Source organism: Streptomyces cathayae, from assembly GCF_029760955.1.
Lineage (GTDB): Bacteria > Actinomycetota > Actinomycetes > Streptomycetales > Streptomycetaceae > Streptomyces > Streptomyces cathayae.
This window is the reverse complement of record NZ_CP121682.1, coordinates 1,864,969-1,883,561: the sequence shown is the minus strand read 5'-3', so window position 1 is coordinate 1,883,561 and position 18,593 is coordinate 1,864,969. Positions and strand designations below refer to the sequence as shown.

Below are 18,593 nucleotides of genomic sequence, written 5' to 3'. Positions count from 1 at the left end.
CGGCCTCCGCGACGTCGTGTCCGGCGAGCGGACACCGGGATCATTGTCCCGGACATTTTTCGCATTCCTCGCGAACGAGTCAACGGTACCCGCTCATCCCCGGTCCGGTTGCGGAACCGCTGTGCGCAGCGGGCGCCACGCGCCACAATGCGGCTCAGGAGCGACACCACCGCAGAGGGGGAGAGCCATGGCCGACCATCGAACGTTCCAGGCAGCGGTCAGAGTCGAGAAGGCGCGGATCTGGTCCGCCTGGGCGTCCGGCGGTTCCGTCATGCTGGCCGCCGCCCTCGCCACCCAGGACATCCGCGTCGTCGGCGTCGTCACCCAGGTCCTGCTCGTCGGCGGCGGCATCGCGTTCACCGTCACCGCCGTACGGATGACCGACCGGCTCAACCGCAAGGCCGAGACGGCCCGCCGGGACGCCCTCGGAAGCCTCTGACGCAGGAGCCCCCTGACACAGCGGCCCGGTCCCGGGGCCGGGGCTCAGCGGGCGACCTGCCCGGTGAGGCTCCGCCCGATCCCCCGGGCCGCCACCTGCAGGGCGCTGACCAGCCGTGCCCGGTCGCGTCTGAGGCTGGGGGCGACGATGCCGAGCGCCGCCACCACCGCGCCGTCCGAGCGGATCGGCACGGCCACCGTGCACGCGCCCAGGCTCATCTCCTCCACCGTCGTGGCGTAGTCGTCCTCGCGGACCTTCTCGAGCTGGCCGCGCAGCAGTTCCGGCCGGCTCACCGTGTAGGGGGTGATCCGGGGGAGGTCGGCGAGCACCTCCTCCTGGACGGCGGCCGGGGCGTGCGCGAGCAGCACCTTGCCGACCCCCGTCGCGTGCAGCGGCAGACGGGAGCCGATCGCGCTGACCACCGGCACCGAGGCGTGCCCGGAGAGCCGGTCGACGTACAGCGCCCGCAGTCCGTCGCGCACCGCGAGGTGCACGGTGGCGAGGGTCGCGCCGTAGAGGTCGTGGAGGTAGGGGGAGGCGATCTGCTGCAGCCCGGTGTGCACGGGTGCGAGCAGGCCGATGTCCCACAGCCGGCGCCCGACGACGTACTCCCCCGACGCGGTACGGCTCAGCGCGCCCCACGCGACGAGCTCGCCGACCAGCCGGTGCGCGGTCGGGACCGGCAGGCCGGCGCGGGCGGCGAGCTCGGTGAGACCGAGCCGCCGGTGCCGCCCGTCGAAGGCCCCCAGAAGCGCCAGCGCGCGACTGGTCACGGAACGCCCGGGTGTCGAGGAGTTGCCTGCCATGCCCGGCATCCTTCCGCTGAGCGGAAACGAAGGCAAGCCCGGCCCCGCCCCCACGGCTCCCGGCGGCGGCCCCGGGACGGCAGGAAAGGGGGGCTGCCCGTCATTGCGGCCACCCGGCTGTCCGCCGAGGATGAACGCCATGACGAGCAGATCGGTGCTGGTGGTCGTCTTCGACGACGTGCAGAGTCTCGATGTGACCGGCCCCCTGGAGGTGTTCGCGGGGGCGGGACGCCACAGCGGGCACCCGTACGAGATCCGCACCGCCTCGCTCGACGGCGCTCCGGTCCGTACCTCGAGCGGTCTCACCGTCGTCCCGGACCAGGCACTGGGCGGGGCCGAGGTGCCGCACACCCTGCTCGTCCCGGGGGGCGACGGAACCCGTCGCCCGGATCCCCGCCTGATCGACCGGCTCCGGGAGCACGCCCGGGACGCCGAGCGCATCGTCTCCGTGTGCAGCGGCGCGCTGCTGCTGGCCGAGGCCGGCCTGCTCGACGGCCGGCGGGCGACGACCCACTGGTCGGTCTGCGACCACATGGCCAGGACCTACCCGGCCGTGGACGTCGACCCCGACCCGATCTTCGTACGTGACGGCCGGATCGCCACCTCGGCCGGAGTCACCGCGGGCATCGACCTCGCGCTCGCCCTGGTCGAGGAGGACCACGGCAGGGACACCGCGCTCGCCGTCGCCCGCCACCTCGTGGTCTTCCTCCGGCGTCCGGGCGGCCAGGCGCAGTTCAGCGCCCAGCTCGCCGCCCAGACCGCGCGGCGCGAACCACTGCGGAAGGTCCAGCAGTGGATCACCGAGCATCCGGACGGGGACCTCTCCGTCGAGAGCCTGGCGGAGCGCGCCCACCTCTCCCCCCGGCACTTCGCCCGCACCTTCCACTCGGAGACCGGTACGACACCCGGCCGGTACGTCGAGCGCGTCCGCCTGGAGCACGCCCGGCGCCTCCTCGAGGACACGGCCGACGGCGTCGGGCAGGTCTCCCGCGCCAGCGGCTACGGCACACCCGAGGCGATGCGCCGCGCCTTCGTGAAAGCCCTGGGCACCGCTCCGGCCGAGTACCGCCGACGCTTCCGCCCGTCCACACCGCCCACACCGCCCATGTCCTCCGAACCCGCCTGAGTACGCCTGAGTCCGCCCGCTGAAAGGCAGCTGAGATGCAGATCGCGATCGTCCTCTTCGACCGCTTCACCGCGCTGGACGCGGTCGGCCCGTACGAGATGCTCTGCCGCACACCCGGCGCCGAGACGGTCTTCGTCGGGCAGCGGCCGGGCCCCGTGCGCAACGACCGCGGCGACCTCGCACTCGTCGCGGACCACCGCCTCGACGAGGTGCCGGCCCCCGACATCGTCGTGGTGCCCGGCGGCCCCGGGCAGACCGCCCAGATGGAGAACGGGACGCTCCTCGACTGGCTGCGCACCGCCGACGCCGCCAGCACCTGGACGACCTCGGTGTGCACGGGCTCGCTGCTGCTCGCGGCGGCCGGGCTGCTCGAAGGCCGCCGCGCCACCTCGCACTGGCTGGCGCTCGACAGCCTCGCCGCGTTCGGTGCCGAACCGACCGGGGAGCGGGTCGTCACGGACGGCAAGTTCGTCACCGCGGCCGGAGTCTCCTCCGGGATCGACATGGCCCTCACCCTGGTCGGCAGGATCGCCGGCGACGCACACGCGCAGGCCGTCCAGCTCGGGACCGAGTACGACCCCCAGCCGCCCTACGACGCGGGCTCCCCCCGAAAGGCCCCCGCGGCACTTGTCGACAAGCTCCGCGCCGGGAGCCGTTTCATCCTCCGGTAGCCCCGTCCGGCGGGCGGCTCCACGCACCGCGCCTCAGCCGCGGACGCAGTCCTCGATCACCGAGGCGACCTGTTCGGTCGCGGCCGAGACGCGGTGCGTGCGCCGGGCCAGCATCAGCTCCACGGACTCGGAGCCGGTGAGCGGCACGTAGGTCACGCCCTCGAGGCTCAGGCTCTGCACCGACTGCGGCACCAGGGCCACGCCGTGTCCCGCCGCGACGAGGACGACCAGGGTGGCCGTCTCGGCGATCTCGATGAGCGGGTCGGGCCGGAAACCGGCCCGTTGGCAGGCGGCCAGGACCCGGTCGTACATCGAGGACCGGGACTGCGAGGGGTGGATGACGAACGGCTCGCCGGCCAGGGCCTCCAGCGGGATGCCCGGCCGGTCCGCCAGCCGGTGGTGGGCCGGCAGCACGGCCACCAGCGGCTCGGACCGCAACGGCGTGGTGCGGATGTTCTCCTGCGACACCATGCCCCGCAGGACGGCGAGGTCGAACGTGCCGGAGAGCAGGCCCTCGACGAGCCGCGGGGTGAGGATCTCCCCCCGCAGGTCCAGGGTGATGCCCGGCAGCTTCGCCCGTACGGTGCGGGCGACCCTCGGCAGGACGTCGTAGGTGGCCGTGCCGATGAAGCCGACCGAGACCCGGCCCGCGTGACCGGTGGCGAGTTCCCGCAGGTGGATCCGCGCGCGCTCCTCCTCCGTGACGATGGTGCGCGCGTAGTCGGTGAGGTGACGGCCGGCCTCGGTCAGCTCGACGCGCCGGGTGGACCGGTTGAACAGGGTGACGCCCAGCTCCCGCTCCAACTGCTTGACCTGTTGGGACAGGGCCGGCTGCGCCACGTGCAGGCGGGCGGCCGCGCGCCCGAAGTGGCACTCCTCGGCCAGGACGAGGAAGGAGCGGAGCTGACGGAGTTCCATCCCCCTATTTTATAAGAACCCCTTATGAATCCATGCAGACTAGGTCTTGGACATGATGAAAGGGGTCCTCGTACTGTGGGGGCGTGAGCGACAGTTACCTTTACGCAGCAGCGAGAACACCTTTCGGTAAATTCTCGGGAGCCCTTGCCGAGGTCCGGCCCGACGACCTTGCCGCGGTGGCTGTCACCGGGGCCCTGGCCAAGACCCCCGCACTCGACCCGGCCGAGATCGGCGACGTCGTCTGGGGCAACGCCAACGGCGCCGGCGAGGACAACCGCAACGTCGGCAGGATGGCCGTCCTGCTCGCGGGACTGCCCACCTCGGTCCCCGCCACGACCGTCAACCGGCTGTGCGGCTCCTCCCTGGACGCCGCCATCATCGCCTCCCGCGCCATCGAGACCGGCGACGCGGACATCGTGCTCACCGGCGGCGTCGAGTCGATGACCAGGGCGCCCTGGGTCCTGCCCAAGCCCTCGCGCGCGTTCCCCGCCGGGGACGTGACGGCCGTGTCCACCACGCTCGGCTGGCGGCTGGTCAACCAGCGCATGCCGAAGGAGTGGACCGTCTCCCTGGGCGAGGCGAACGAGCAGCTGGGCGACCGCTTCACCATCGCCCGCGAACGGCAGGACGAGTTCGCCGCCCGCTCCCACAACCTCGCCGACGACGCCTGGAACGCGGGCTTCTACGACGACCTGGTGGTGCCCGTCGTCACGGACCGCAAGGGCACCACCGTCACCCGGGACGAGGGGATCCGCCCCGGCTCGAGCGCCGAGAAGCTCGCCGGGCTCAAGCCCGTCTTCCGCACCGACGGCGTCATCACCGCGGGCAACGCCTCCCCGCTGAGCGACGGCGCCTCCGCGGTCCTGCTCGGCTCGGGCGAGGCCGCCGCCCGCATCGGCACCGACCCGCTCGCCCGCATCGCCGGCCGGGGCGTGTCCGCGCTGGACCCGCAGCTGTTCGGGTACGCCCCCGTGGAGGCGGCGAACCGGGCGCTGAAGGGCGCCGGCATCACCTGGTCCGACGTCGCCGCCGTCGAACTCAACGAGGCCTTCGCCGTCCAGTCGCTGGCCTGCGTGGACGCCTGGGGCGTCGACCCGGAGATCGTCAACGCCAAGGGCGGCGCGATCGCGCTCGGCCACCCCCTGGGCGCCTCCGGAGGCAGACTCCTGGGCACCCTGGCCCACCGGCTGAAGGAGTCGGGACAGCGCTGGGGCGTCGCCGCCATCTGTATCGGAGTCGGCCAGGCGCTCGCCGTGGTCCTGGAGAACGTCTCGGGAGGCAACCGATGAAAACACAACTGTGCGACCACGCGGACGAGGCGGTGGCCGGGATCGAGGACGGCTCGACCGTGCTCGTCGGAGGGTTCGGCATGGCCGGCATGCCGGTCGACCTGATCGACGCCCTCATACGCCAGGGCGCCAAGGACCTCACCGTCGTGTCCAACAACGCCGGCAACGGCGACACCGGACTGGCCGCGCTGCTGGCCAAGGGGCGGGTCCGCAAGGTGATCTGCTCCTTCCCGCGCCAGGCGGACTCCTGGGTGTTCGACGAGCTCTACCGGGCGGGCCGGATCGAACTGGAGGTCGTCCCCCAGGGCAACCTCGCGGAACGGATGAGGGCGGCCGGGGCCGGCATCGGCGCCTTCTTCTGCCCCACCGGAGTCGGCACGCTCCTCACGGAGGGCAAGGAGACCCGCGAGATCGACGGCCGCACCTACGTGCTGGAGTACCCGATCAGGGGCGACGTCGCGCTGATCGGCGCCCACCGCGCCGACCGCATGGGCAACCTCGTCTACCGCAAGACCGCCCGCAACTTCGGCCCGGTCATGGCCACCGCCGCGACCACGGTGATCGCGCAGGTCCGCGAGATCGTCGAGACCGGCGAGATCGACCCCGAAACCGTCGTGACCCCCGGCATCTACGTCGACCGCGTGGTCAAGGAGGCAGCCACCGCATGAACGCGACCAGCCCAGCCAAGAACGACCGGGTCCCGCTGAACGACCGGGGCCCGCTGAGCAAGAACGAGATGGCCGCCCTCGTGGCGCGCGACATCCCCCAGGGTGCCTTCGTCAACCTGGGCATCGGGCAGCCGACCCTCGTCGCCGACCACCTGCCCGCCGACTCCGGGGTGGTCCTGCACACCGAGAACGGCATGCTCAACATGGGGCCCGCGGCGAAGGCGGGAGAGATCGACCCCGACCTGACGAACGCGGGCAAGATCCCGGTGACCGAACTGCCGGGAGCCGCCTACTTCCACCACGCCGACTCGTTCGCGATGATGCGCGGCGGCCACCTGGACATCTGCGTCATGGGCGCGTTCCAGGTCTCGGCCACCGGCGACCTGGCCAACTGGCACACGGGAGCACCCGACGCCATCCCCGCCGTCGGCGGCGCCATGGACCTGGCGATCGGCGCCAAGAAGGTCTACGTGATGATGACGCTCTTCACGAAGACCGGCGCCGCCAAACTGGTGCCCGAGTGCACCTACCCGCTCACCGGGCTGCGCTGCGTCGACCGCGTCTACACGGACCAGGCGGTGTTCGACGTCACCCCCCAGGGCCTGAGGGTCACCCAGACCTTCGGCACCACCCTGGACGAACTCGCCGACCGCCTCGACGTCCCCCTGCTCCCCGCCGAGGCGTGAGCCCGGGCCGACGGCCCGCCCGACCAGACACCGACGGCCTGCCCGCGAACCCGCGGGCAGGCCGTCGGTGTCTGGTCGGGCGGAGGCCGGCGACCGGGGCTACGGTCGCAGCGCCTGAGGCGACGGGGCTCGTTCCAGCTTCGCCAGGTGGGTGTCCACCACCCGGGCTGCCCAGTCCGTGTCCTCGTCGTCCTCGTCGTTCTCGTCCTCGCCCTGTCGGATCATGTGCAGAGCAAGCCCGTCCACCAGTGCGTGCAGACGCTGCGTCTCGACCCGGACCTCCTCCGGGGCCACGCCCCGTACGCGTACCACCCGTTCGCACAGCTCCCTGATGATCCGGTGCACCCTGTGGTGCGTCGCGCGCAGGTCGTCGTCCGTCATCGCGGCCGTGCCGAGGACCACGGTGATCTCCATCTCCAGGCGCCGCGACTCGTCCAGGGGCAGCAGTTCCAGCAGTACCGCCCGCGCCCAGTCGTCACCCGGCGCGATGGCGGCGACCCGGTCGGCCAGGCGTTCGACCACCATGTCGTACGCCCTGATCCGCAGGCTGGCCTGGGTCGGGAAGGTGTAGCGCAGCGAGCTCGGCGGCAACCCCGCCTCGGCGGCGACTTTGCGCACCGACAGCGCCGGGATGCCGTCACGCACCAGAACTCTCCACGCCGCTTCCGCAACCTGGCGGTTGCGTTCGTCAGGGTCGATCACGCGAGGCATGACACCATCGTCGCACGACTGTACGACTACGTGCTAGCGTCGTTTTGGTACAGCCGTACGAAAGCGTGGAGAGGAACGTGCACATGGCCTGGACCGTCTTGATCGCCTCCGCTGTGCTGGAGGCCGTCTGGGCCACGGCCCTGGGGATGTCCCAGGGATTCCGGCGGCTCGCGCCGACCGCCGTCTTCGCCGTCGCCATGACGCTGAGCATGGTGGGCCTGGCCTACGCGATGACCTCGCTGCCCACCGGCACCGCCTACGCGGTGTGGGTCGGCATCGGTGCCCTCTTGACCGTCGTGGTCGCCGCCGCGCGGGGCCAGGAGAGGCTGACCCCCCTTCGCGCGACCCTGCTGGCCGGCCTGATCGGCTGCGTCGTCGGACTGAAGGCGGTGAGCTGAATGCCCTGGGTGATCCTCTTCGTCAGTGCGGTGCTGGAGGCCGTCTGGGCCACCGCGCTCGGCGCCAGCGACGGTTTGTCCGAGCCCGTCGCGAGCGTGGTGTTCTTCATCGCGGTGGTCCTGAGCATGATCGGCTTGTCGCGCGCCGCGAAGCACATCCCCATCGGCGTCGCCTACGCCGTGTGGACCGGCACCGGCGCCGCACTCACCGTCACCTGGGCCATGGCCACCGGCACCGAGGAGGCGAGCGTGCTCAAAGTGCTGTTCCTGGCCGGCATCATCGGATGCATCGCCGGACTCAGACTGTCCAAGCCGGGCCCGCCCGGGAACGGCCCGGCTCCCCGCAGTCCGGAAGACCGACCCGACACCGCCGCAGCACCGCAGCAGACCCCTTGAGATCCGTCCCGGCTCCTCGAAGCGCTCGCCCTGCCCGAGCCGGCCTCGGGCACAGTTGCTCGGGGAGGTCGCGGCACAGCACCGAAGGAAACCGTGAACGGGGGCTCGGGGCCCGCCGGACGGACGATGCCGCAGGGCTCCGGTCGGCAACTGCGAGCCCTCCGGTCCCAGCGGTGCGCCATCAGGTCGGGGGCGCGGCACCTCAGGCCGATGCCCTTCTGTCCGGTGCCGGGATGACCCCCTGCGGGGTCGGCGGTTCGGGGAGCATGCAGTCGACCTCGCCGGTGAACTCCTCGGCGGTCATCCGCTCCTCGCCGATGACCACGTCGGCCGTGAACGGCAGGCCGCACGCTGCCTCACCGGCCTCACCGGCCTCACCGGCCTCACCGGCCTCACCGGCCTCACGGACTTCGGGGGCGCGGGGGAGAGGTGGTTGCGCGACCGGGCCGAAGGCTCCATCGATACCGGCGACCACTCCCCGTGGAACCAGGTGGGGAACATCCCCTGTCCGGTGCTCTGCACATGCTCATCGAGCGAAGTGGGTGAGTTCGGTGCGCGTTCCCGGCGGACGGCGCGGGGCGTTCGAAGTGGTGGAGCAGGGCGAAAGTCCGCTCCGCCACGTAGCGGACCCCGCCCACGCCCTTGATGTTCGGTGACCGGTAGTCCCGTGGATCTCAGCGGACCGAGTGATCAGCGGCGTGGGACGGCGAGCCCGGAGAAGGAAGCTGTTCACGGCCCTGTGTGGATGTGGGCCGCCCAACGGGTCGGGAGCAGCGGATCGGCGTCGCGGACCGCACGGACCGCCCGGTGGAGGGCGAGGGCCGCGCCCCCGGTCCTGTATCCGGCGTAGAAGGCGCGTGCCAGGTCCGCCGCCGTTCGGTCGTGGACCTGCCACAGGGTGGCGATCACGTCACGGAACCCGACGAGCCGGAACGCCGAGCCGAGATGCAGGGACTCGCCGGTGAACTCGCCCGCGCTGCGGGCCGTCGAGCAGGCCGACAGATAGGCGAGGCCGGCGCGCGAGGCCCGCAGCCGGTGCAGGTCGGCGACCATCAACGGCTGGTCGTACAGGACCAGGTGACTACCCGACGGGTTGGTCGGATCGTGGTGCGCGTGGCACGCGAAGTGCGCCCAGAGGCTGGACGACAGTGCCTCGGTCACGGCGGCCCGTGTGGCCCGTGGACCCAGCAGGAGCCGCGCTCCCGGAGCGGAGCCGATCGCGACGGCTTCGGCCAGGGCGGCGGGCAGCGGCATGTGTCCCGGGGTGTCGGGTACGGCCACGACCAAGGGCGGGCCGTCCGCCCGGCTCATCCGGTGGTCGGGGTCCGTCGGCAGCGCGCGGATCGTGGGGGTGTACGACGAGACGACCCGGTCCAGCACCGTGTCGCCGGACCGCGTCTCTTCGTCCGCCCAGTGCCCGGCCGCGTGCAGGGGAAGGGCGTTCAGCGCACCCGTCGGCGACCACCACACCCGCGGCCATGGCCCGCCGTCCGGGGGCGGGCCGGTGTGCCCGAGGTTCCGCAGTACGGGCTCCGCCACCGCGTCCCAGAGCCAGCCGAGCGTCTCCCGCACGGTGGCCTGGGCCTCAAGGCGTTGCACCAGCCCGGCGTGCGGATTCTCCGCAGTGGTCACCGCCGTGGCGAACTCCGCGGTCCGCCGGTCGAGTTCACCGGGCTCCAGATCGGGCAGCGGCACCACGCGCAGGCTGCCGCCCTTCAGCAGCAGGGCGTCGCAGCGGTACCGGCTCACGTTCACGGTGACCACGGGGCCCAGCCGCGCGGCGCGGGCCCGCAGCCGATCGGCCCGTGGGACGGCGAGGAAGTCCTCGAACCCGGGCCGACGGCGGATCTCGCGCAGGGTCCGCTCCATGCGCAGTCCCAGCGCGTGCCGGCGGTCCGGATCGGGGTCGGGCTCGCTCAGTGCCTGCCGCACCGCCGTCAGTTCGGCTGCCCATGCGGGTGCCGCCGAATGGAGTTCGGTGAGTTCGCGGTCGGCGTCGAGGGTGGCGGAGAGCAGTAGGGAACGTCCGTGCTCCAGCATTTCCAGTGCCGTGTCCGGCTGCCCCGCCTCCAGCGCGGCCGCCGCGGCGTCGCCGGCCAGCCGGAACCGCCCGGCCAGCAGCCGTTCCTGGTCGGCGCGGCGCAGATGGGCCGGGACAAGCTCCGGCAGTCGGCCGATGGCCGCGCGATAACCGTCCACGGCCGTCGGCCAGTCCCCGGTCGAGGCCGCCCACTCCGCCCACTGGGCCGAGCCCGTGATGCGCTGCATGCTCGTCGCGCCGGGCGTCGACGTCGCGGTGCGCAGCACGTCGATCGCCTCGCGCAGCGCGGCGGCGTCCCCGCGTTCGCGGAAGCGCTGGGCGAGCGCGTGGGCAAGGTTGTGGAGCGAGTCGATCCGCGTGGTGGGCAGGTCCGGTTCGGCCACCGCACGGCGGTAGGCGTCGACGACCTCGTCGAGGACGTCGGGCGTGTCCGGCCGCTCGTGCCAGGTGGCGAGGGCGGTGCCCAGGTTGTTCAGGGTCTCGGCGCGGTCACCGGTGTCGCGGTCACCGGTGTCCTGTTCCGCCAGCACCTGCCGCAACAGGCCGATCGCCTCCCGCAGCCACGACGGATCGACGGTCGCGGCACCGCCCGGATGGTCTCTGTGCAGATCGAGATCCGCCCGGTACGCCATGACGAGTGCCACGGCGAGGTCCCGTCGGGGGTCCTTCTCGCGCGAGGGCGGTGGTGCGCCCGCGGCAGCGGCCTGTTCGCGGAGGAGTTCCACCGCGTCGAGGACGTCGCCCAGCCAGCCCTCGTACTGATGCCGGGCGAGCAGGGCGTGGGCGAGGGCCGGCCGGGCGTCGGACAGCAGCAGCGGATCGCCCTCGGCCAGGGCCATGGCCTCGCGGGCGTGCGCCACGGACTCGTGCAGGGAATCGGCGTCGGACACGGACTGGTGACGCTGGTTCAGCATGCTGCTCAGCCGGGTCAGATGCCCGACGCGGGGGTGGTGGCCCAGCGCTTGGCCGACCCGGATCGCGGTCCGTACGGCCGTGATCGCCTCGCCCAGCGTGCCCGCGTCCGGAGCGGCCAGATGCCGGGCGTAGCGGGCGTCGGCGAGCAGGGCCCAGCGGGCGGGCAGGCTGGGGTGGTCGCCGGGCACGCTGTCGACGCCCTCCCGCAGCAGGGTGATGGCCTCGTCCAGCTCGTCCGGGTCGTCCGTCCGCTTACCGCGCAGGTACAGGGCCTCGCCCAGGATCCGGCGGACCCCCACGCGGTTGTCGGGCGGGGTGTTCGGGTCCGAGACGGTCCGGCGCAGTCTGCCGATGGCCCTGTCGAGGTCGGCGCGGTGGCCGCGCAGGAGCAGCGCGGTGTTCAGGATGGTGCCGGCAGCGCAGTGGGTGTCGGTGTAGGCGGTGCTGACCGCCAGTACGTGGTGGAGAGTGTCGATCAGGTCGTCCACGGTGAGGCCCGTGGTGCCCGGCGGAGACCGGTGGTCGTCCGGCAGGTCGTCCTGCTCCCGGTCGGAGAGCGAGGCCGATGCCATGGCCATCAGCCGCCGCGAGGCCAGGAGCAGGGCGCCCTGCGGGTCACGCCGTACCGCGGCCGTACGACGGAACAGCTCGGCCACTGGCCCGGGGATGTCCCTCATGCGGTGCCGGTGGGCGACGGCGAGGAGGGACAGCGCGTTCTCGTAGACGGAATCAGCGCATTCGCCCCTGCCGCGTCTCAGCAGCGCGAGGTGGGTGTGCCAGCGCAGCAGGCCCAACGCCAGGAAGGCGGCAGGATCGGGCCGTCCGAAGCGGTTCTCCAGCCCCACGATGACCAGACGGGTGCCCTCGCTGGTGGCGTCCGGGCTGAGCAGCAGTTCGTCGTCGCCGGTGCGCAGGAAGGCGTCGAGGCGGTTCCGTACGGCGGACAACGCCGCCCGCTTGTCCCGCGTCACTGCTGGGGCGGGGTCAGGCGGTGGAGCATGTCGAGGAACCGCGGGGTTGCCTGGATCGTGTGCGGCCGGCCCGGGGTGCCCAGGCCGCGCGCCGTGCCGGCCTCCAGGTCCGGTAGGACGATGTGCTCCAGCAGGCCGTCGGACCACCAGTACAGTTCGTCGCTCAGCCGCTGTTCCGGCTCGGCGTGGTCGCGGAGACCGGCGCCGAACTTCTGCAGGGCCGGGCCGGCCGTGACGACGTTCATGCCGGTCACGACCCAGAACGCCAGGGTGTCGGTGCGCGGCGCCACCACCAGGACGCCGTACGGCGCCGGGCGGGCGACCAGTTCGTCCAGCCGCAGGAGATGCGCGGCCGTGTGCTCGCCACTGCCGAGCACCACGAGGACCGGGGAACCCTCGGGACCCATGTCGTGTACCTCGCACGGCTGGCGCCGGAGGTTGGCCAACGCGAGCGACCACACATCGGCGGGGGACACGTCCCAGTGACGGGTCTGCTCGGTGCCGACGGTCAGGACCGAGCGCTCGCCGATGAGCTGGACCTCCGCGAGCAGACGGTCGCCGAGGGCGCGCGTCATCTCGTCCGGGCGGTCGGACTCCTGCACGAGGCGCACCGCGGGCAGCAGCGCACCCCGGGCCCGCTCGAAGGGCAGCGCCGCCAGGGCCTCCGCCTCACGCGCCCGGTCCTGCCACCAGAGCTCGTACTCCGTCATCGCCGTGGACCACCGCTCGCGCGGCTGGTCCCGCAGTGCTTCGGCCAGGTGCGCGAGGTCCACCTCCACGGCCGGACCTCCCGGCAGGCTCCGGGAGAGGGCTTGTTGTCCGGCGTAGTCGGGTACGAGGCGCTCACGGACCAGTTCCTGGAAGACGGCCCACTCTCCGGGACCGAACCAGGCACACCATGACGGGGCGGAGGGCCGGCTGTCCCTGGATTTCCGGAAGAGCGCCATGGGCCCAAGGGTACGATCGTACTTACTTTCTGAACAGGCTTCAGATACACAGCGTGGTGCGAGTGGGCGGGGACACGACTGATGGTGGCGGACGAACTGGGGCGATTCTGCGCCGAGTTGCCCGAACTGCGTGCGGCGCTGCGCCGCACGCCCCGGCAGCTCGCGTTGCTCGACCGGGCCGAGCACGCGCTGCGCGAGGGCGAGCCGGTGGCTCCGCTGCTGCGGCAGCTCGGGATCGCGGTGGACGAAGACACCGGCCCCCTCGCCGGCCGGGACGCAGGGGCCACGACGGCGCCGGTGCGCAGTGCCCCGCATGTGGTGACAGGTTCGTACCTCTGCCCGCGCCGTAGCTGTCTGCGGGTCGACGAGCGACGCCCCGGGGACGAACTGCCCGTCTGCCACGTGTACGGCGAGGCGCTGCGGTTCGTGCCGGACGGGCGATGAACGGCGTCCTGTCGGAACTGGGCCGCCGGCTCGCCGAACGGCTGGTGGCACTCCTGGTCCTGCCCGGCCTGCTGTATCTCGGCGCGGCGCTGTCGGCCGCCGCGCTCGGTGGGGCACGGCTGGACGAGGCCGGGCGGGCGGCGCGGCGCGCGGTGGCGCCGATCACCGGGGCGGTCGCGACGCCGTCCGCGTCCTCATGGCTGTCCGTAGCCCTCCTGCTGACCGCCGTCCTGCTCGCCGCGGGTGCGTCCGGCCTCGCGGCGCAGGCCGCCGGAGCGGTGGTGGACCGGTTGTGGGCGGGGCCGTGGCCCGACTGGGCGGAACGGCTCGCTCGCCCCCTGACCGACCGGCGGGCCCGCGCCTGGGACGCCGCCGACCGGCTCCGGGAGGGCACCACCGGCGCCGAGCTGGACGCCCGTACGGCCCGCCGCAACCGGATCGGACTCCAGCGGCCCTCGGCCCCCACCTGGATGGCCGACCGGCTGCGGGCCGCCGACGCCCGGATCTGGCAGGAGTACGGGCTCGACCTCACCGTCTCCTGGCCCCGGCTGTGGCTGGTGCTCCCGGATTCCTCCCGTACGGCCGTGCAAGCGGCCCGCGAGCGGCTGGCCGCCACGACGCTGCTGGCCGGATGGGGGGTTCTGTACGCGCTGCTCGGTCTGTTGTGGTGGCCGGCCGTGGCCGTCGGCGTGGTGATCGGGGTGACGGCTTGGCGGCGGACCCGGGCGGCATTCGACACGCTCGCCGAACTGGTCGAGGCGGTGGTGGACGTCCACGGCCCCGAACTCGCCGCGGCACTCGGCGTGCCGGTCCCGGACCAGCGGCTGACGCCGCCCATCGGGCGGGGGCTGGTGGAACGGTTCCGCAAGTCGTCGTGAGAGGACACGAGCGCCACCCCCCGGCCGCCGGAATCCTCGTGCCGTTGTGAGGCGGAGGGGACCGTGCGAGGAGGCGGGGTCCTTGGCCCGCAGCGGTAGTACCCGAACCGGCCGGTTCCGGGCACGGAGGAGACGATCGCGAGTCGGCGTTCGCGGTCGGCCCGGCCCTCATCCTGGACGGTCCGACGCGCCGCCCCGGGGAACAGGACCCCCTCGCTCCAGTCGCAGAAGCAGCGCCGACACTGCTCAAGGACCGAGTTCTGCCGCCGGACTCCGGCCGGCCCCGGCGTGGATCACCCGTCCGTCACGTCAGGGAAGCCCCAGCACAGCCCACCGTCTTCCCGGGGGCGTTCACGCGCGGCGTGGTGCCCCACTCGTCGGCCGGCGCCGCGACCAGCACCGGACCCCGGCCGGACTCGGCGTGCGACACCGCCATGGTGGGAGCAGGTACCACGGCCGCTGGACCTGGAGCCCCGGCCGTCGCGACGCGGGGCTCCGGGGAACACCGGGCTGGTGGTTCAGCACTCGCCGGTCGGCCCGTCACTCGTACCGGTACTTCAGCGAGTCCGCCTCCGCCTGCTCGATGTCGGCGATCGTCAGCTCCGGCATCCGCAGCTGGGCCAGCGTCACCTCGGCCGAGGTCGGCTGGGCGTCCGCCGGCAGCCACTGCTCCGGCTTCCAGGCCCCGCTGCGCAGGAGCGACTTGGGGCAGTGCGGGTAGACCTCCTCGATCCCCAGCACCAGCGCACTGGCCGGCGGCTTGCCCACGGCGGTCAGCCGCGACAGCAGCTCCGGGCGGGTGGAGACGCAGGCCCGGCCGTTCACCCTGAGCGTCGTGGTGCGCCCCGGGACGACGAACAGCAGCCCGGCCCGCCCGGTGGCGATGACGTTCTGCAGGGTGTCCAGACGCTTGTTGCCGGTCGCGTCCGGTATCGCCACCGTCCGTGCGTCCAGGACCGCGACGAACCCGGCGGGGCCGCCGAGCGGAGAGACGTCACAGTTGCCCTCGGCGTCCACGCTGGCGACCGCAGGTCGATCACACCGGCCCGCCCGGGGTTCCCTACGGCTCCCACCCGGCCACCTGCCCGGTCCGCGCCCTTGGCGGCCGAGCGCGAACCGGCATGTCAAGTCAGCATGACTGAACGTGACGAACCGTCTACTGTGGCGAGATTCATGTAGTACGGGGGTCCGTATGCACAGCGAAGACAGAGCCGGTGGAGCGGACGACGGGGCTGCCGGACGTTCCGGCGGCCGTTGGGCGGACGACGGCCTCCAGCGCGCGGGCACGGGTGCGCCGCAGGAGTGGCCGGGGACGCCGCCGCACGGCGATCAGCCCTCCTCCCACACCGTGATCGACGGCCGCTACGAGCTGCTGGAGCCGATCGGTAAAGGCGGGATGGGGGAGGTCTGGAAGGCCTACGACCGGCGACTGCGCCGTTTCGTCGCCGTGAAGGGGCTGCTCGACTGGAACGCCATGACCGCGGGCACCCGGACGGAGGTGATGCGGCGGGCACGGCGCGAGGCGGAGGCCCTCGCCAAGATCGAGCACCGGAACGTGGTGACGGTCCACGACCAGCTCGAGACCGACGACCAGGTCTGGATCGTGATGAAGCTGCTCGAAGCGAGGTCCCTGGCGGACCTCTTGAGCAGTGAACGGGTCCTTGCCGTGCCCCGGGCGGCAGACATCGGCCTCCAGATCCTCCAGGGCCTGCGGGCGGTCCACGGCGCATCGGTCGTCCACCGTGACGTGAAGCCGGGCAACGTCGTCGTCCGGGACGACGGGCTCGCGATCCTGGTGGACTTCGGCATCGCCACGTTCGACGGCGCGCCCCGGGTGACCCGGCTCGGAAACGTCGTCGGCACGGTCCCGTACCTGGCGCCCGAGCTCTTCGCGCCCGCGTCCCCGGGCCCCACGCCCGCATCGGACCTGTGGGCGCTGGGGGTCACGCTGTACGAGATGGTCGAGGGCCACGTCCCCTTCGGCGGCAATGCGTTCTGGGAGGTTCAGGAGAACATCAGGCAGTTCCCCGAACCGTCTCTCCGGTACGCCGGTCCTCTCTCCCCGGTCATCCGAGGACTGCTGATCACGAACCCGCTACAGCGCCTGGAGGCGGCCGCGGCGGAGGCGATGCTCCGGGAGGTGATCGAGGGCCCCGCCCTGCCGAACGCCGCCCGGGCCGCGTCGGCGCCCGTGCCTGCCGTGTCCGTCCCCGCTCCTCCGCTGGAGAACGGGAAGCGCGTCCGGTTCCCGGACTGGAAGCGCGTCCGGCCCCCGGGCTGGAAGGCGGCGACGGCGGCGGTGTGCGTCGCGCTGCTGGCCGGCGCGGGCTGGATCGTTTCGAACGGCAGCCGCCACGACGACAAGTCCGGCGGCCGGGCCGGTTCGGAGCAGGCGCGGGACCCGGGTGGGAGCGGCACGCAGCAGCAGTGGAAGGACACGCACACCACCCTGAAGATCGGTGTCAAGGGCGACCAACCCGGACTGAGCCTGTACGACGAGAAGACCAAGACGTACGAGGGTTACGACATCGACCTGGCCTACGCCATCGCCGAGAGCATGGGCTACGCCGAGCCCCAGTTCACCGAGGTGCCCACCGACTACCGGAGCACCGCGCTGAAGACCAAACAGGTGGACCTGATCATCGCGTCGTACAGCATCACGGACGAGCGGAAGAGCGCCCCGCCCGGCGAATACAGCGTCGCCTTCGCGGGCCCGTACTACGAGGCGAGCCGGAGCTTTTTGGTCCGCGACAAGTCGACCCGGTACACGATCGAGGACTCCAGCGATCTGAAGGACCTCGGCGTCGCGGTGTGCACCGCGCGGGATTCGACATACGAGAAGACGCTGCCCGCACAGGGCTTCACCATGGCGAAGTCGCAGCCCAACACCTACCAGGACTGCCTGGACAAGCTGCTGGACGAGAAGTCCGACGTCTACGCGGTGGCCTCGGACGACATCATTCTCGCCGGGTACCTGAAGGCGAACCCGGGCAAGGTGCGGCTGCTGGAGAACATCCAGGGCGCGGAGGGCTACGGCGTGGCGATGCGGCCGGAGAACGAGCTCCTCAAGCGCGAGGTGTGCTCGGCGCTCCGGTCCATCCTGGCCGGCGAGACCTGGGAGGAGATGTACGTGAAGAACCTGGCCGGCCTGATGGACGACAAGGACCCGCCGGGCCGACCGGACCTGACGGAGTGCGAGAACCACTGACGAGGGGCGCCGGCCGTGGGGGGCCGGTCAGCCGCACATCGCCACGCGGTACAGGGTCTCCAGCGCCTGCCCCCGGCGCGTCCACCCGCCACCGCCAGGGGTGCCCGCGTCACCACACCAGCGAGGTGGGAAAGAGCTCATGGCCGCCTTCTGCTCCTCCGCACCGGACGGAGTCGCCGCCAACCCGGCCCTCCCCACACCGCTGCTGCTGCGGCTGATCGCCTTCGACGGCGGGGGCCACGGCCCGGCCTTCCAGCCGCCTCCGCCGCCTCCGCTCCCACCCGGTCCTCCGGGACGATGTCGAGGTCCACGACCTCCTTGTGCGCGGTCTTCCAGGTCTTCCAGACCAGGTCCGGCATCTTCGGCCACGGGATGGTTCCGTCGTCCGCCTCGGGGCACGGCGCGCCCGTCTGTACGGCACCGAAGCCGATCGTCTTCCTGTCGGACGACGTCCAGCCGGTCTTCTGGAAGCAGACGGTCCGGTTGGACCGCATCCGGATGCTCTTGACGTCGTTGGACGCGTTGTGGTCGTCCACGCCGAACCCGGCGGCCTCGGCCCCGTCCCGCGCCTCGTCCAGCCGCAGGCCCCGGTGGTCGACGGCCTCCGGCGGATGGCGGTGCCCCCGGTGCGAGGATTCCTGCACCGAGCCCACGGCCTGCTCTCTCACCGGTTGCGGTCCACAAGCTGATCACGCCGACCGGGAACGCCGCCGGGCAGCCTGACAACGCTCTCGCCGTGGTTCGTGCGGTGACGGCCGGTCCCTCACGGCGTGGCATGTCCGGGGTGCCGGACGACGCCGGATCCCACCCGAGGAGGGGCGGACTCAGGTGCGGCGGGACCGGGCGACCGGGGAAAGCGCCCGCCGGGCGGCATGCCGTATGCGCTGCACGACGACACCGCGTTCCACCGACCGGTACGGCACCGCGAACCGGTCCGGTCGGGTGAAGGCCGCCGTCGAGGCCTCGGCCTACGAGGCTCCCGAACCACCCGGATGTCCGCCTACTGAGACATGTTTCTCAAACAGGTACGTTTGTAGGACACCCCGGCGTTTTTCCGGGGCCGTAAGAAATGCGAGAAGAG

The 18,593-nt window shown here is 72.4% G+C and carries 18 protein-coding genes and 1 pseudogene; 11 read left to right on the top strand and 8 right to left on the bottom strand.

Annotation, left to right across the window (positions count from 1 at the left end):
- The first annotated feature begins 187 nt into the window (after positions 1-187).
- Positions 188-439 (top strand): hypothetical protein, encoded by a 252-nt coding sequence (locus PYS65_RS08490; protein ID WP_279333184.1) that lies wholly within the window; start codon positions 188-190, stop codon positions 437-439.
- A 44-nt stretch (positions 440-483) separates the two neighbouring features.
- Here the strand turns inward: PYS65_RS08490 and PYS65_RS08485 are convergent, their stop codons facing one another.
- Positions 484-1,245, bottom strand: a complete 762-nt coding sequence (locus PYS65_RS08485; RefSeq protein WP_279333183.1) for an IclR family transcriptional regulator — start codon at positions 1,243-1,245, stop codon at positions 484-486.
- Between the two features lie 139 nt (positions 1,246-1,384).
- Between PYS65_RS08485 and PYS65_RS08480 the strand changes: the two genes are divergently transcribed.
- Both PYS65_RS08480 and PYS65_RS08475 read left to right on the top strand, forming a co-directional pair.
- Positions 1,385-2,371, top strand: a complete 987-nt coding sequence (locus tag PYS65_RS08480; RefSeq protein ID WP_279333182.1) for a GlxA family transcriptional regulator — start codon at positions 1,385-1,387, stop codon at positions 2,369-2,371.
- A 35-nt stretch (positions 2,372-2,406) separates the two neighbouring features.
- Positions 2,407-3,042 (top strand): DJ-1/PfpI family protein, encoded by a 636-nt coding sequence (locus PYS65_RS08475; RefSeq protein ID WP_279333181.1) that lies wholly within the window; start codon positions 2,407-2,409, stop codon positions 3,040-3,042.
- Between the two features lie 33 nt (positions 3,043-3,075).
- Here the strand turns inward: PYS65_RS08475 and PYS65_RS08470 are convergent, their stop codons facing one another.
- Positions 3,076-3,960, bottom strand: a complete 885-nt coding sequence (locus PYS65_RS08470) for a LysR family transcriptional regulator (RefSeq protein ID WP_279333180.1) — start codon at positions 3,958-3,960, stop codon at positions 3,076-3,078.
- 83 nt (positions 3,961-4,043) lie between these two features.
- Between PYS65_RS08470 and PYS65_RS08465 the strand changes: the two genes are divergently transcribed.
- The 3 genes from PYS65_RS08465 to PYS65_RS08455 are packed head-to-tail and all read left to right on the top strand — an operon-like array spanning position 4,044 to position 6,603.
- Positions 4,044-5,249: a thiolase family protein gene (locus tag PYS65_RS08465; RefSeq protein WP_279333179.1), complete on the top strand. Its 1,206-nt coding sequence runs from the start codon at positions 4,044-4,046 to the stop codon at positions 5,247-5,249.
- Positions 5,246-5,917: a 3-oxoacid CoA-transferase subunit A gene (locus PYS65_RS08460; RefSeq protein WP_279333178.1), complete on the top strand. Its 672-nt coding sequence runs from the start codon at positions 5,246-5,248 to the stop codon at positions 5,915-5,917. Before PYS65_RS08465 ends, PYS65_RS08460 begins: the two co-directional genes overlap by 4 nt.
- Entirely contained in the window at positions 5,914-6,603 is a 690-nt protein-coding gene (locus tag PYS65_RS08455) for a 3-oxoacid CoA-transferase subunit B (RefSeq protein ID WP_279333177.1), read from the top strand. Before PYS65_RS08460 ends, PYS65_RS08455 begins: the two co-directional genes overlap by 4 nt.
- A gap of 99 nt (positions 6,604-6,702) precedes the next feature.
- Here PYS65_RS08455 and PYS65_RS08450 read toward each other — a convergent pair whose 3' ends face one another.
- Positions 6,703-7,314, bottom strand: a complete 612-nt coding sequence (locus PYS65_RS08450; RefSeq protein WP_279333176.1) for a TetR/AcrR family transcriptional regulator — start codon at positions 7,312-7,314, stop codon at positions 6,703-6,705.
- Between the two features lie 83 nt (positions 7,315-7,397).
- Here PYS65_RS08450 and PYS65_RS08445 point away from each other — a divergent pair, with 83 nt between their 5' ends.
- Positions 7,398-7,712: a DMT family transporter gene (locus PYS65_RS08445; RefSeq protein ID WP_279333175.1), complete on the top strand. Its 315-nt coding sequence runs from the start codon at positions 7,398-7,400 to the stop codon at positions 7,710-7,712.
- Complete coding sequence (locus PYS65_RS08440; RefSeq protein ID WP_279333174.1) at positions 7,713-8,108, top strand: DMT family transporter; 396 nt, start codon at positions 7,713-7,715, stop codon at positions 8,106-8,108.
- Positions 8,109-8,310: 202 nt separating this feature from the next.
- Here the strand turns inward: PYS65_RS08440 and PYS65_RS08435 are convergent, their stop codons facing one another.
- From PYS65_RS08435 to PYS65_RS08425, 3 genes are all read right to left on the bottom strand, one after another.
- Positions 8,311-8,583, bottom strand: a complete 273-nt coding sequence (locus tag PYS65_RS08435) for a hypothetical protein (RefSeq protein WP_279333173.1) — start codon at positions 8,581-8,583, stop codon at positions 8,311-8,313.
- Positions 8,584-8,837: 254 nt separating this feature from the next.
- Positions 8,838-12,035, bottom strand: a complete 3,198-nt coding sequence (locus tag PYS65_RS08430) for a CHAT domain-containing protein (protein WP_279333172.1) — start codon at positions 12,033-12,035, stop codon at positions 8,838-8,840.
- Positions 12,032-12,982 (bottom strand): hypothetical protein, encoded by a 951-nt coding sequence (locus PYS65_RS08425; protein ID WP_279333171.1) that lies wholly within the window; start codon positions 12,980-12,982, stop codon positions 12,032-12,034. The genes PYS65_RS08430 and PYS65_RS08425 overlap by 4 nt, the downstream gene beginning before the upstream one ends.
- An 81-nt stretch (positions 12,983-13,063) precedes the next feature.
- Between PYS65_RS08425 and PYS65_RS08420 the strand changes: the two genes are divergently transcribed.
- Both PYS65_RS08420 and PYS65_RS08415 read left to right on the top strand, forming a co-directional pair.
- Positions 13,064-13,426 carry a hypothetical protein gene (locus PYS65_RS08420; RefSeq protein ID WP_279333170.1) on the top strand — a complete coding sequence of 121 codons (363 nt, stop codon included), beginning with the start codon at positions 13,064-13,066 and terminating at the stop codon, positions 13,424-13,426.
- Positions 13,423-14,304 (top strand): hypothetical protein, encoded by an 882-nt coding sequence (locus tag PYS65_RS08415; RefSeq protein WP_279333169.1) that lies wholly within the window; start codon positions 13,423-13,425, stop codon positions 14,302-14,304. Before PYS65_RS08420 ends, PYS65_RS08415 begins: the two co-directional genes overlap by 4 nt.
- Positions 14,305-14,844: 540 nt before the next feature.
- Here the strand turns inward: PYS65_RS08415 and PYS65_RS08410 are convergent.
- A pseudogene (locus PYS65_RS08410) lies at positions 14,845-15,330 on the bottom strand (pyridoxamine 5'-phosphate oxidase family protein); the annotation flags it as partial.
- Between the two features lie 166 nt (positions 15,331-15,496).
- On the opposite strand from PYS65_RS08410, the gene PYS65_RS08405 reads away from it, so the two are divergent.
- Entirely contained in the window at positions 15,497-17,512 is a 2,016-nt protein-coding gene (locus PYS65_RS08405; protein ID WP_279333168.1) for a serine/threonine-protein kinase, read from the top strand.
- 137 nt (positions 17,513-17,649) lie between these two features.
- Here PYS65_RS08405 and PYS65_RS08400 read toward each other — a convergent pair whose 3' ends face one another.
- On the bottom strand, positions 17,650-18,180 hold the full coding sequence (locus tag PYS65_RS08400) for a hypothetical protein (protein ID WP_279333167.1): 531 nt from the start codon (positions 18,178-18,180) through the stop codon (positions 17,650-17,652).
- Positions 18,181-18,593 lie beyond the last annotated feature (413 nt).